The sequence below is a fragment of the Asanoa sp. NPDC050611 genome, from assembly GCF_040654855.1.
Taxonomy (GTDB): Bacteria; Actinomycetota; Actinomycetes; order Mycobacteriales; family Micromonosporaceae; genus Asanoa.
Window position 1 is genome coordinate 1 of record NZ_JBFAIU010000202.1, and the last position, 13623, is coordinate 13623.

Below are 13623 nucleotides of genomic sequence, written 5' to 3' on the forward strand. Positions count from 1 at the left end.
GTCTGGGGCCCCGACGACGAGTTCGCGGTGCAGCTCGACCACCTGCGCGCGCTTCCGCCCCGACGGCTGGCCGAGCAGCTGCTGCGGCCGATCGGCGACGCCGCCGCGGCCCTGCGCTACGCCCGGGCCAGGGGGATCGGTGACCAGGTTGCGGCGCTGGTCGAACGGCCGGGGCCGGCGGTGACGGAGTTCCTGGAGTTCCTCGCCGAGAGCTGGGACACCTGGTTCGCCGCCCGGTGGCCGGCGGTGCGGCCGGTGCTCGCCGCGCGGACGCGCCGGTTCGCGCTCGACCTGGCCGCGCGCGGCCCGGCCGCCGCCCTGGCCACCCTCGACCCGTCGATCACCCCGGCGGGCGCGGGCGTGTCGATCGCCAAGGTGCGCAACGGCCGGCACGACGTCACCCGGCGCGGGCTGGTGGTGGTGCCGAGCACGCTGATCAGCCCACACGTCTACGTCGCCGACGTGCCGGGTCGGTCCCTCGTGCTGATCCACCCGGCCGAGCCCGGGCCGCCGGTGCCGCTCGCCCGGGACCTGCTGGGCCGGCTGACCGCCCTGGCCAACCCCGGCCGGTTGGAGGTGGCCCGGGCGATCGCCACCGAGCCGCGTACCGCGGGCGAGATCGCCGCCCGCTGGCACGTCGACCCGACGCTGGTCAACCGGCACCTGCGGGAGCTGGCCGCGGCCGGGCTGGCGCGGGCCACCCGGCGGGGCCGGTTCGTCCAGTACGAGCTGGACGCCGCCGCCGTCGAGGCGCTGGGCGGCGACGTGCTGGGGTTGCTGCTGCGGTGAGCTGACGGGATCCGTCAGCCCGCTCGGCGCCGGCCGGGCCGGGTGGTTGCGTTGCCGGCATGACCGAACCCCTCTCCGCCGACGCGGCCGCCGACCGGCTGCGCACGGACCACCGGCTGCTGCTGGCCGCCGTCGACGGGCTCTCCGGACCGGAGCTGGCCCGCGACTTCGTCACCGCCGCCGGCCCGCTCGGCGACTTCTGCGCGTCGCTGCACGACCTCGTCGCGCACGTGCTCATGTGGAACGAGATCAACCTGGCCGTGCTGACCGAGGCCGATCGCGGGCGCGACCACTGGAGCGTGGCGCCCCGCTTCGAGACGCCGGAGGTCGGCCGGGCGCTGAACCGCGCCGGCGTGGCCGCGGGCCGCGAGCTGGGCGCCGACCTGTTGCTGGAGCGACTGGCCACGACGCACGCCGCGCTGCTCGACCAGCTCGCGTCCGACGACTGGGCGCGCGTCGGTCCACTCGCGACGCACGTGTTCACCGTGCCCGGCCGGCCCGCGTTCTGGCACGCCGCCTTGCACCTGCAGGCGGTGCCGGCGTGAACCGCCGCGTCGTGGCCGAGCCGAGGTTCACCGCCGAGGCCGACGGGTTCACCGTCGTCGGCGCGGCTGACGAGCTGGACGACCTCGCCACGCTGCTGGCCGACCGGGCCGAACCGGTCGACCCCGCGCTGTCCGGCCGGCTCGACCCTGCCGTGCACGCCGCCGACCTGCTGCTGCCGCTGGGCGGCGGGCCGACGCTCGCGCGGGTCTACCAGGCGGAGCCGGGACCCCGCCCGCTGCTGCTCTGGCTGCACGGTGGCGGCTTCGTCGGCGGCACCGTCGCGGACCTCGACCACACCTGCTCCCGGCTGGCCCGGCGCGCGGGCCGCACGGTGGTCTCGCTGGAGTACCGGCTCGCGCCGGAGCATCCCTACCCCGCGGCGCTGGACGACACGTACGACGCGATGGTCTGGCTCGCCGCGCACGGCCGGGTGCTCGGCGGCGACGGCTGGCTCGCGGCGGGCGGCCAGAGCGCGGGCGGCGCGCTGGTCGCCGGCGCCACCCTGCGGGCGCGCGACGAGGGTGGGCCGGTGTTGGACCGGCAGGTGCTCTGCTACCCGGTGCTCGACCGGGCGACCACGCCGACCTGGGCGGAACGGCAGTACCTGACCGGCCCGCCGCCGGTATACGCGGCGCCCCTGCGTGCGGAGTCGCTGGCCGGCCTGCCCCCGCCGCGGCTGGGCGCGGCCGGCCGCGACCCGTTGCGCGACCAGGCGGAGGCCTACGCGCGCCGGCTCGACGACGCCGAGTTCGTCGAGTACGCGGACACGCCGCACGCGTTCCTCAACTTCTGCGCGGTGCTGTCCGCGGGCGACCACGCCATCGGCGTGATCGGGGAGTTTCTTACTTCACCACGCCCACCGTCAGGATGATGTTCGCGTAGAGCCGCGTGTCACCGCTCGCGATCGCGAGCGCCAGGTCGGGCTCGCGGGCCTTGTCGTAGAAGGCGAACCGGTCGAGCGGGCTCAGCTCGACCGGGCCGAGGTGCGAGCGGAACACCGGGAAGATGTCGGGTTCCGGACCCGTCCCGGGCCGCATCACGAACGCGGACTCGACCGGTACGGCGGTCAGGACGGCACCCAGGATGTCGTCGACCGCCACCAGCCCCGGCCGCAGATTCAGGAATACGAGGTCCGCGCCGGCCCGCGTACCCGTTGAATGGGGGTAGTTTCCATCTGAAATGAGGATGGTCGATCCGTGTCCCGCGCGACCGAGAGCGGAAGTGATGCCTGGGTGGATCAGGGTGGTTTTGAGCATGGCCGGATCATCATGTCGGGCACCGGTGGCCGTCTAGTAAGGACACCCTTAGCAGGGCTTCCACGTCCGCGGTTCACATTCCGGCTTTTCCATGTTTACCTGCTCTGATTAGCGTGCGGCTGTCCTGACGGAGAGATTTGTCGACGGTTCGAGGAGAGCCCGAATGACGGACCAGATCCGCCGCCAGTTGCCAATCGTCGGCGTGGCGAAGGTTCCGCACGGTCGTGACCGCATGACCTGCCTGTACCGCTGCGGAAACGCTTGTGACCACCCGGTTCCGAACGTTTCCGATAACGACTACTTCGGCGACATGGTGCAGACCGAGGTGACCCGGCGCGGCGTCATGCGCGTGGGTGCCGCGGGCGCGGTCGCGCTCGGCCTCGGCGGCGCCGGCGTCCTGAGCGCGAGCCCGGCGTTCGCCGCCGCCGAGCCGGCACCGGCCCTGCCGCCGGTCGGCGAGGTCACCGCCATGACCGAGCAGACCACCAACCTCACGTTCAAGGCGGTCGCCCCGAACCGCGTCGACGCGCTGGTCGTGCCCAACGGCTACGACCACTCGGTGGTCATCCGCTGGGGCGACCCGGTGGTGCCCGGCGCGAAGAGGTTCGACGTCCACAACCAGACGCTCGAGGCCCAGCTCAAGCAGTTCGGCTACAACAACGACTTCGTCGCAGTGCTGCCGCTCGACAAGAAGGCCACCCGGGCCCTGCTGGTGTGCAACCACGAGTACACCAACGAAGACCTGATGTTCCCGAACTTCGTGAGCCAGGACGCGCTGACCGCCGAGCAGATCAAGATCGCGATGGCCGCGCACGGCATGTCGGTCGTCGAGATCGAGCGCGTCGGCAAGACCGGCCAGTACGTGCTGGTGGACAGCGGCTCGCGGCCGTACAACCGGCGCGTCACCGCCCTGACGACGCACTTCAAGCTGACCGGCCCGGCCGCGGGCAGCGACCTGCTGAAGACCGCTGCCGACCCGACCGGCGCCGACGTGATCGGCACCCTCAACAACTGCGCCGGTGGCGTCACGCCGTGGGGCACGATCCTGTCCGGCGAGGAGAACTTCAACCAGTACTTCGTCGGCGCGGAGACCTCGACCGGCGACGCCAAGACCCGGTTCAACCGGTACGGCATCGACACGGTCAACCGCTACCCGTCGGGCAGTCGCAAGTGGGAGCGGGTCGACGAGCGGTTCGACCTCTCGAAGAACCCGAACGAGGCCAACCGGTTCGGCTGGATCGTCGAGTTCGACCCGTTCACCCCGGGCTCGACCCCGCGCAAGCACACCGCGATGGGCCGGGTGAAGCACGAGGGCGCCAACATCATCAAGTCCAAGGACGCCAAGGCCGTGGCGTACATGGGCGACGACGAGCGGTTCGACTACCTCTACAAGTTCGTCTCCGACAAGAAGGTCGACGGCCGCAACACGCCCGAGGCCCGCAAGCACAACCTGACCGTGCTGGAGTCCGGCACGCTCTACGTCGCCAAGCTCGGCTACACCTCGGCGAGCGAGATCGACGGCACCGGCAAGCTCCCGACGGACGGCGCCTTCAACGGCACCGGCACGTGGATCCCACTGGTCAAGGGCGGCAAGTCGATGGTCGAGGGCATGACCGTCGACGAGGTGCTGGTGTTCACGCGGCTCGCCGGCGACAAGGTCGGCGCGACCAAGATGGACCGGCCCGAGGACGTCGAGCCCAACCCGGTCAACCGCAAGATCTACGTCGCGCTGACCAACAACACCAACCGCGGTGTCGGCACGAACGCGGCGGCCGACGAGGCCAACCCGCGCAACGGCAACAAGCACGGGCACATCCTCGAGATCACCGAGGACAACGACGACCACACCGGCACGACCTTCACGTGGCAGATCCCGATCGTCTGCGGCGACCCGACGGACCCCGCGACCTACTTCATGGGGTACGACAAGACCAAGGTCTCGCCGATCTCCTGCCCGGACAACGTCGCGTTCGACGGCGCCGGCAACCTCTGGATCTCCACGGACGGCAACGCGCTGCAGAGCAACGACGGCCTGTTCGCGGTCCCGCTGGAGGGTCCCGAGAAGGGCCACCTCAAGCAGTTCCTGAGCGTGCCGTTCGGCGCCGAGACCTGCGGCCCGTGGATCACCGACGACAACAAGAGCGTGTTCGTCGCGGTCCAGCACCCGGGTGAGATCTCCGGTGCCTCGGTGGCCAGCCCGGCCTCCAACTGGCCCGACGGTGACTTCGCGAAGCCCGGCATCGCGGTCACCTGGAGCGTGTGGAACAGGAACGTCGGCTCCTGACCAGGCGTGGGCCGTCCCGCTTCGGCGGGGCGGCCCGCTCAGGTCGTCGGCCGCATCGCGTGCACCGCGTTGGTGAGCTGCACGCGGGACTGCACGTCGAGCTTCGTGAAGATCGAGCGCAGATGCGTGCTCACCGTGTTGGGTGACAGGTTGAGCATGCGGGCGGCCGCCTTGTTGGTGTGCCCGGCGCTGATCAGCTCCGCCACCTTGACCTCCGCGTCCGTCAGCGCCGCCCAGCCCGCGCGCGGGCGGGCCGCGTCGGTCTCCCACTTGGCGCGGCGGGCGCCGGCGCGGCGCATCACCCGCTGCACGTCGACCATCGCCGCCCGCGCGCCGATCCCGCGGTAGATGGCCCAGGCCCGGTCCAGTTCGGCCAGGCCCTCCGCGCGCTTGCCGTAGCCGAGCAGCAGCCGACCCCGGTCCTCGGCGGCGTTGCCGCGCAGCATCGGCCGCGGGCTGCGCTCGAGCACCGCGGTCGCCTCGGTCAGCGCGTCGAGGTCCAGGTGCACCAGGCCGCGGGTGGCCAGCGCCACGCCCTGGAAGCTGGCCACCCCCGGGTTGCGGGCCGCGCCCTCGGCCGCGATCGCCACCGCCTCGCCGCTGAACCGCTGGTCGCGCGTGGCCCGTCCGACCCGGACGAAGACCCGCATCCAGCCCGGCCACCACGGCCAGTCGGCGCTGGAGTCACGGGCGCTGAACAGCAGCGGACGCAGGATCGTGCGGGCCTCGGCGGCCCGGCCGTCGCTCGCGGCCAGCCAGCCCTCCATCAGCGTCAGGCCCGGCAGCCGCACCGAGTCGTCGGCCGCCTCACCGGTCGTGGCGGGTGCGAGCCGCTCGGCGGCCTCGGCCAGGTCGCCCCGGAGGAGGGCGACGGCGCTGAACACCAGCACGGCGTCCAGCTCGTGGACGTGGTCGCCGAGCTCGCGGCCGATCGTGACCAGCGTGCGCGCGCCGGCCTCGGCGTCGTCGAGCCGCCCCAGGTTGAAGTCCTGCCACATCTGCGCGGCGGTCACCGAGGGCAGGGTCGCCTCGATGCCGCCGCGGTCGTCCTGGTGCGCGGCCTCGAGCAGCCGGCCCGCGTCGACGTACCGGTCGAGCAGCTGCAGCTCGATGATCTCCTCGGCCAGGTAGCTGGTGCCGCTGACCGACCGCAGCTCACGGAAGTAGGCGAGCGACTCGGCGTGGTGGCCGCTGTTGCGGGCCAGCTCGCCCATCGCCTGCAGGGCCAGCATGGTCGCGTCCCGGTCGCCGGCCGCCCGGGCGTCGCTCAGCGCGGGCTCGCACGCTTGGCGCGACCGCCACGCGGGCGCCATCCGGGTCAGCGCCAGGGCCCGCGCGGCGCCGAGCCGGGCGCGCAGGGCCGCCGACACCCCGGGTGCGGCCAGCGCGTCGTCGATCCGGGCCACCGACTCCGCCGGGCGACCGATCCGCCAGAGCGCCCGCGCCGCGAGCACCTGGATCCGCGCGAACGTCTCGGCGTCGTGGGCGCGGGCCAGCACGACGTCGGCGACCCGCACCGCGTCGGCGCAGCGCTGCACCCGGTGCAGCACGTCGACACAGCGCTCACCGGTGGGCTCCCACGACCCCTGCCCCGGCCGGACGAGCTCGAACGCCTCGATCACCAGGTCGCCGGCCGTCTCCGGCAGCGGACCCGCGGCCTCGTGCGCGGCCTCGCAGAGGATCGCCGCGCTCTCCTCGTCGCCGGGCGTCGCCGCGGCCCGCGCGTGCGGCGCCGCCGCCAGCGCGTCGTGCCCGGAGGCCAGCAGGTAGCGGGCACACCGGCGGTGCAGGTCGCGGCGCACCGCCTCGGACAGTCCCAAGTAGACGGTCTCGCGGACCAGGTCGTGCCGGAAGCACAGCCGGTGGCCGTCGCGCGTGAGCAGGCCCGCCGCCACGGCGGCGTCCGCGTCCGCGCTGGACACCGAGGGGACGATCCGCTGGGCCTCGTCGATCGCGAACGCCCGGCCGAGCACCGCGGCGAGCAGCACGACGGTGCGGTCGGGCAGGCCGTCGAGCGCCGCCTCCACCGCGCGGACGAAGCTGGGCGGCGGCACGCCGTCGGGGCCGCCGCGGGCCAGCCCGTCGAGGATCTGGGTCACCAGGAACGGGTTGCCGCCGACCCCGTCGAGCATCCGCTGCGCCGCCGGGCTCGCCGGATGCCCCAGCCGGTCCCGGGCGATCGCGGCCACGTCGGCGGCGGTGAGCGGGCCGAGCGGGATCGTCTCCAGCCGGACGGTGGGCGCCGGCGGCGTGGTCAGCTCGTCGGCCGGGTCCCGCGTGGCGAACAGCCAGACCACCGGGTCGCCGGCCAGGCGCTCGGGCAGCACCCGCAGCGCGAGCCGGCTGAGCTGGTCGGCCCACTGCACGTCGTCGACCACGATGAGCACCGGTGCCACCCCGGCCACCCGCTCCAGCCGGGCACCGACCCGGTCGAGCAGCACCAGCGGGTGGTCGGCGAGGCCGTCGAACTCGGTCATCGCGGTGCTGTCCAGCAGCGGCCGGGCGCCGTTGCGCAGGGCCAGCAGCACGGGCGCGCCCGGCGAGATCCGGCCGATCTCGTCGGCCTTGCCGACCCCGACGCGGAAGCCCATCCCGGTGGCCTGTGCGCCGATCGCGTCGAGTACGGCGGTCTTTCCGATTCCGGCCTCGCCGGTCACCACCAGGATCCCGCTCTGGCCGTGCCGCGCCGCCCGGCGCAGCGCCGGCATCGCCGCCGACATCGCCGCCGACCGTCCACGCAGAACCACCCGTGCCACCTTCCACAACCTAGCGAGCGGCGCTCACGTATTCAGGTGATTCGGGGGATGGGCCGACGCGTTCTGCTGGCGGGATGGACGAGGAGCGGTTCGACGTCATCGACGATCTGGGCATCCGGTACGTGGCCAGCCCGGTTGGCCGGGAAGACCGGGAAGCGGACACCCTGCTGTTGCTGAGCCCGTGGCCGGAAAGCCTCTACGCGTACGCGCCGATCTGGGACGCGCTGGCCGCCGAGCACCCGGTGATCGCCGTCGACCTGCCCGGCTTCGGCCGGTCCGAGGGGCGCGCGGAACTGATGTCGCCACGCGTGATGGGTGAGTTCGTCACGCACCTCGTCGACCACTTCGGTCTCGAACAGCCACACGCGGTCGGCCCGGACGTCGGCACCGCCGCACTGCTGTTCGCCGCCGCCGCCCAGCCCGACCTGTTCCGCAGCGTGGTGGTCGGTGGCGGCGCGGCGACCCACCCGCTGACGCTGCGGGGCGTGCTGAAGACGCTCGTCACGGAGGACGTCGGGCAGCCCGAGGTGGTGTCCGGCTTCGTCGCCGACGGGTTGCCCCAGCAGATCCGCGAGGACTACGCCGCCTCGTACGCCGGCGACCGGTTGGCCGGGTCCCTGGCCTATCTGCGGTCGTACCCGGCCGATCTCGCCGCCCTGGACCCCTTGCTGGCCACCGTCCGCACGCCCGTGCAGATCATCGCCGGGCGCGACGACCCGTACGGCCTGGCCCGCGATGCCGAGGTGCTCAACGAGAAGCTGCCCGCCAGCCGCCTCGACGTGCTCGACTGCGGGCACGCCGCGTGGGAGGAGCAGCCGGGCAACTACGCGGGGATCGTCACGGACTGGGTGGACGGCTCCTACCTCGGTGTCGTCGGCGCCCGATGACCCGCGGCGCGTCGTTCGTCGCGGCGGCCGCCTCGTTCGCGACGCTGTTCGTGGCGACCGGCGCGCCGACCCCGCTGCTGGTGCACCTGGAGGAGCGCTGGGGCTTCGCGCCGTGGCTGGTCACCTTCGCCTTCGGGGTGTACGCGTTCGCCGTGCTGGCCACCCTGCTGCTGGTCGGCGCGCTCTCCGACCACGTGGGCCGGCGACCGGTGCTGCTCGCCGCGCTCTCCGTCCAGCTCGCCGCCATGCTGATGTTCGCGTACGCACCCGACATCTGGTGGGTGTGCGCGGCCCGTGTGGTGCAGGGGATCGCGATGGGCGCCGCGACGAGCGCGTTCACGGCGTCCATCGTGGAGCTGGCGCCGCCCGGCCGGCGCGGGCTCGGCGCCGTCGTCAGCGCGGTGGCGCCGTCGGCCGGGCTGGGCGTGGGCGCACTGCTGACCGGCGTCGCGGTGGCCACCGCGGCCGACCCGGGCCGGCTGGTCTTCCTGGTGCTCGCCGGCGTCGCCGTGGCCGCGCTGCTGGCCGTGTACCTCTCCCCGGAGACCGTGCCCCGCCGCCCGGGCGCGCGGGAAGCGCTGGTGCCGCACGTCCACGTGGCCGCCCGGGTCCGGCCCGAGTTCCGCGCGGTGGTGCCGGTGCTGGTCGCGTCGTGGACGCTGGCCGCGCTGTTCCTCGGGTTGGCGCCGACCATCGTGCGCGGCGTGTTCGGCACCGACAGCGGTGTGGTGCACGGTGCCTACGTGTTCGTCGCGCTGTTCGCGGCCGGGCTCACCGCGGTCTGGCTCGGCCGGCGGCCGCCCCGCGCGGCGGAGACGCTGGGTGCCGCGCTGGTGCTGGCCGGCGCCCTGTTGCTCGCCGGCGCGGTGTGGACCGGTCTGGTGCCGGTGCTCTGGGCCGGCGGCGTGGTGAGCGGCGTCGGGCTGGGCGCGTCCTTCTCGGGCGCGCTGCGCTCGCTGACGCCGCTGGTGGCCGACCGCGAGCGGGCCGGGCTGTTCGCGGCCGTCTACATCGTCTCGTACGTGTCGTTCGGCCTCCCGGCGATCCTCGCGGGCGAGCTGATCGGCCCGGTCGGTCTGGTCAAGACCGTCGTCGGGTACGCGGCCCTGGTCGCCGTCGCCGGCCTCGCGGCGCTGGTCGCGCAGCTGCGCCTGAGCGCCCGCCCCGCGATGGCGGGATAGCGCATCGCTCGATCGCCGGTGCATCAATTCGACGGATTCACCTTTTTGCGCTAATTGTCCAATCTGGCCGTAACCACTCCGTGGCGGCTGGCACCGTGGCGAAGGCAAGCCCCTTTCGCTTCGGGAGATGTCCATGCACAAACCCGCCCTCGCCGCGGCCGCCGCCGTGGTCGGCATCGCGTTGAGCGTCGCCGGGATCGCCGCCGCGGTGGACCGGCCGGTCCCGAAGGCCGCGCCGACCGTCGACTTCACCAACCCGACCACCGCCGCGAGCAACCTGCGGGTGCCGTGGGGGTTGACGTTCCTGCCGGACGGAAGCGCGCTGGTGGCCGAACGCGACCGGGCGCAGATCCTGCGGATCCAGCCCGGGATGCCCACCGGGATCGTCGGCCAGGTGCCGGGCGTGCAGCCGGCTGGGGAGGGCGGACTGCTCGGGCTCGTCGTGTCACCGACCTACGCGACCGACAACCTGGTCTACGCGTACTACACGTCGGCGACCGACAACCGGATCGTGCGCTTCAAGCTGGCGGACATGGCGAACCAGACCCCGATCGTCACCGGCATCGCGAAGGGCAACACGCACAACGGCGGCCGGATCGCCTTCGGACCCGACGGCATGCTCTACGCGGGCGTCGGCGACGCCGGCAACCGCAACAGCGCGCAGAACCCGGCGAGCCCCAACGGCAAGATCCTGCGGATGCGACCGGACGGCAGCGTGCCGGCCGACAACCCGACCGTGGGTTCGCGGATCTACAGCTCCGGTCACCGCAACGTGCAGGGCCTGGCCTGGGACTCGGCGGGCCGGCTTTATGCCACCGAGTTCGGCCAGGACCGGTTCGACGAGGTCAACCGGATCGTGCCGGGCGGCAACTACGGCTGGCCGGCGGTCGAGGGCAACACCACGAACCCGGCGTACCGCAACCCGATCGTCACCTGGACGCCGGACCAGGCCTCACCGAGCGGCGCCACGATCATCGACGACACCCTGTTCGTCGCCGCGCTGCGCGGCAACCGCCTGTGGATGGTGCCGCTGGACGCCAACGGCAACGCGGGGACGCCGGTGGCGGCGCTCAACACCCGCTACGGCCGCCTGCGCACGGCGGAGAAGGGGCCGGACGGGTCGCTCTGGGTGGCGACGAGCAACCAGGACAGGCGCGGCAACCCGACGACGAGCGACGACCGCGTCTTCAGGTTCACGGTCGCCGGCGGGACGTCGCCGTCCGACCCGGCGTCACCGACCGTCTCACCGAACCCGACAGTGGACCCGACAGTGGACCCGGCAGCGGACCCGACGACGGACCCGACCACGGATCCGACGCCGAGTGAGTCGCCGAGCGACGCTGAGGCGTCCTGCACGGTCAGCTACGGTGCGACCGGCCTGCCGGGTCTGCTGCTCGGCAACGTCCGGGTGACCAACGAGGGCACGTCGATCGGCTCGTGGACGCTGACGTGGACGTTCGGTGGCAACCAACGGATCAGCAGCGCCTGGGGTGCCCGCGTGAGCCAGTCGGGCCGCCGGGTCACGGCCCGCAACGAGGTCTGGAACGGCGGCCTGTCGACGGGCGCGAGCGCCAACTTCGGCTTCCTGGCCAGCGGCAGTGGCACACGCCGCCCGAGCAACTTCAGGCTGAACGGCGCCACCTGCGACTGATCCTTCGCTCGCACGGCCGCCCGGGTCCACGTGGGACCCGGGCGGCTCCGTGTAACGCTTCTCCGGTCCGGAGCCAAGGAAGGGGTGCAGGCGGGCGGCGGGAGGGCCGATGGCGTACGACGTGACCACGATCGGGCACGATCCCGACGCGTTCGAGCTGTTCTATCGGGCGCACGTCGAGGTGGTGGGCCGGTTCGTGGCCCGGCGGGTCGACGATCCGCATGCCGCCGCCGACCTGACCGCCGAGGTGTTCCTCGCGGCGATCGAGTCGGCGCGCGGTTATCGCCCCGAACGGGGGAGCGAGGTCGGCTGGCTGTTCGGTGTCGCGCGCAACGTGATCGCCGCCGAGCAGCGGCGCTGGCACCGGCATCGGCGGGCGGCCGCGGAGGTGGCCGGCCGGCGGGTGCTCGACGCCGACGACCTCGCCCGGATCGAGGAGCGGATCGACGCCGAGGCGGTCGCGCGCCGGACGTACGAGGCGGTCCGCGGGCTGCCCGATGACACCAGGGCGCTGCTCGAGCTCGTCGCGGTCGACGGGCTCAGCACGGCCGAGGCCGCCCAGGTGCTGGGCATCACCGCCGTCGCGGCCCGGGTGCGGTTGCACCGGGCCCGGCGCGCCGTCCGCCTCTCACTCGCCAACCCCAGCTGAGGAGACCGACCATGCTTTCCGGATTCGAGGAGCGCCTGCTCACCGAGCTGCGGGCGCACGTGGCCGACCGGCCGGCACCCGCACCGGGCTGGTCGCGGCGGCGGGTGGTGCTGACCGCGGCCGCGGCCGTCACCGTCACCGGTGGCGCGTTGGCCGTGCCGTTCGTCGGCTTCGGCGTCGGCGAGCAACCCGCCGCCGCGGCGACCGCGTCCGACATCCTGCGGGGAGCGGCCCGGGCGGCGCTGCGGGAGCCCGTGCTGACCGCCCGGCCCGACCAGTGGGTCTACACCGAGCTGATGATCGCCAACGAGATGCCGATCGGAAACGACCCGAGCCCGACCCGGGTCGAGCGCACCCGGGTCGAGCGCTGGGTCACGGCCGGTGACGGCGACGCCTGGACGCAGGTCTTCCACGACGAGAGTCCCCCGTTCGATGGCGGGTTCCGGATCGCGGCGCCCCCTGACCAGCCCAGGCCCGCGGGCTACCTGGCCGGCTTGCCGACCGATGCCGACGAAATGGCGCGCTACCTGCGCACGGACGCCATCGACAAGGCCCTCCGGGCGGGCCGGCAGTATGAGGGCGGGCCGCCGCCGCAGTGGCGCCCGCGGCCGTTCGAGACCGCGGTCCGGCTGCTCGACGGCTACCTGCCGCCCGCGTCGCGCGCCGCGCTCTTCGAGGCCATGTCCCGCGAGCCGAGTGTGACGCTCCTGCCCGGTGAGGTGCGGGACGCCGCGGACCGCCCCGGGATCGCGCTGCGCGAGGTCCGCAAGCTCCCGAAGGAAATGCAGCGCGTACCGGGGCACCCCGGCGTCGCGCGGGACATGATCTTCGACAAAGAGACGTTCGCTTATCTTGGCGACCGCCACGTCGGCCTAACGATGAGCGGCAAAGAGGTCCCGGGCGGCAGCACCGCCCGCCTCCGCACCGCGATCGTCGATCGGATCCGCCAGGTTCCCTAGGCCGACGAGGCCAACTGACCTGTGACCCGGATTCCTGCTTAGCGTCCGGCTGCTTGCCGGAGGCGGATCCGGATTTCCAATCTTCGCAACCGTCTGTCCATATCGGACAGCCGATGGGTGCTGCCCGGATCACGAAGGCGGGGGAATGACGGACCAAAAGCGCCGATGGGCGCGGCGAACGGTGCTGGGTGTGCTCTGTATCGGCGGCGCGGCCGTGACCGTTGCCGGTCAGCGGCTCCTGCGGGCGGAGGAGCCGCCGACGGCGGATCGCGATCCGCACTACGGCGGCGATGCGCCGTCCGGTCGGGTAACCGCTGTCACGGAACGATCTCTGACTGACGGTGCGGCTCGCGTGGCTCAGCGGGTTCTATTTGGCGCTGCTGACCAGTGAGGCCGGCTTCTCCAGGTGGGTTCCGTTCGTGGTCCGCGATCCGGAACCGGCAACCGCTGGGCTGGTGGTTCTGCCGACCAGCACGTATCAGGCCTACAACATGTGGCCGTACGACGGGCGTGTCGGGGCGAGCCTCTACTACGGTTTCGACTCGTCCGGCAAGCCGGCGCCCGCACACCGCTCACGCGCCGTCAGCCACGATCGTCCGTTTCGGGATAGCGGTTTGCCCCATCTTGTCGAGCACGACATCGGTTTTGATCAGTGGGCTGAGAAT

Annotated in this window: 12 protein-coding genes; 10 read left to right on the top strand and 2 right to left on the bottom strand. The window is 73.1% G+C overall.

Annotated features, from left to right (window positions below; genetic code table 11):
* From AB0H87_RS26750 to AB0H87_RS26760, 3 genes are all read left to right on the top strand, one after another.
* The coding region (locus AB0H87_RS26750) for a DUF5937 family protein (RefSeq protein WP_360151142.1) at positions 1–789 on the top strand (789 nt) is incomplete at its 5' end.
* 59 nt (positions 790–848) lie between these two features.
* Positions 849–1334 carry a maleylpyruvate isomerase N-terminal domain-containing protein gene (locus AB0H87_RS26755; RefSeq protein WP_360151145.1) on the top strand — a complete coding sequence of 162 codons (486 nt, stop codon included), beginning with the start codon at positions 849–851 and terminating at the stop codon, positions 1332–1334.
* Complete coding sequence (locus AB0H87_RS26760; protein WP_360151148.1) at positions 1331–2206, top strand: alpha/beta hydrolase; 876 nt, start codon at positions 1331–1333, stop codon at positions 2204–2206. The genes AB0H87_RS26755 and AB0H87_RS26760 overlap by 4 nt, the downstream gene beginning before the upstream one ends.
* On the opposite strand, the gene AB0H87_RS26765 is transcribed toward AB0H87_RS26760, so the two are convergent.
* On the bottom strand, positions 2178–2591 hold the full coding sequence (locus AB0H87_RS26765) for an RbsD/FucU family protein (protein WP_360151151.1): 414 nt from the start codon (positions 2589–2591) through the stop codon (positions 2178–2180). The two genes, AB0H87_RS26760 and AB0H87_RS26765, sit on opposite strands and share 29 nt — an antisense overlap.
* A 163-nt stretch (positions 2592–2754) precedes the next feature.
* Between AB0H87_RS26765 and AB0H87_RS26770 the strand changes: the two genes are divergently transcribed.
* Positions 2755–4875, top strand: coding sequence for a PhoX family phosphatase (locus AB0H87_RS26770; protein ID WP_360151154.1), 2121 nt, complete (start codon positions 2755–2757; stop codon positions 4873–4875).
* Positions 4876–4913: 38 nt separating this feature from the next.
* Here the strand turns inward: AB0H87_RS26770 and AB0H87_RS26775 are convergent, their stop codons facing one another.
* A complete protein-coding gene (locus AB0H87_RS26775; RefSeq protein ID WP_360151157.1) occupies positions 4914–7631 on the bottom strand; it encodes an AAA family ATPase in 2718 nt (905 codons plus the stop codon).
* A gap of 74 nt (positions 7632–7705) precedes the next feature.
* On the opposite strand from AB0H87_RS26775, the gene AB0H87_RS26780 reads away from it, so the two are divergent.
* The 6 genes from AB0H87_RS26780 to AB0H87_RS26805 form a co-directional block, all read left to right on the top strand.
* Positions 7706–8518, top strand: a complete 813-nt coding sequence (locus AB0H87_RS26780) for an alpha/beta hydrolase (protein WP_360151160.1) — start codon at positions 7706–7708, stop codon at positions 8516–8518.
* On the top strand, positions 8515–9699 hold the full coding sequence (locus tag AB0H87_RS26785; protein ID WP_360151162.1) for an MFS transporter: 1185 nt from the start codon (positions 8515–8517) through the stop codon (positions 9697–9699). Before AB0H87_RS26780 ends, AB0H87_RS26785 begins: the two co-directional genes overlap by 4 nt.
* A gap of 133 nt (positions 9700–9832) precedes the next feature.
* On the top strand, positions 9833–11350 hold the full coding sequence (locus AB0H87_RS26790) for a PQQ-dependent sugar dehydrogenase (RefSeq protein ID WP_360151165.1): 1518 nt from the start codon (positions 9833–9835) through the stop codon (positions 11348–11350).
* 109 nt (positions 11351–11459) lie between these two features.
* Positions 11460–11999 (top strand): sigma-70 family RNA polymerase sigma factor, encoded by a 540-nt coding sequence (locus AB0H87_RS26795; protein WP_360151168.1) that lies wholly within the window; start codon positions 11460–11462, stop codon positions 11997–11999.
* An 11-nt stretch (positions 12000–12010) separates the two neighbouring features.
* Entirely contained in the window at positions 12011–12958 is a 948-nt protein-coding gene (locus tag AB0H87_RS26800) for a CU044_5270 family protein (RefSeq protein ID WP_360151171.1), read from the top strand.
* Between the two features lie 341 nt (positions 12959–13299).
* Positions 13300–13623: N,N-dimethylformamidase beta subunit family domain-containing protein (locus tag AB0H87_RS26805; RefSeq protein WP_360151174.1), on the top strand; the 324-nt coding region annotated here is incomplete at its 3' end.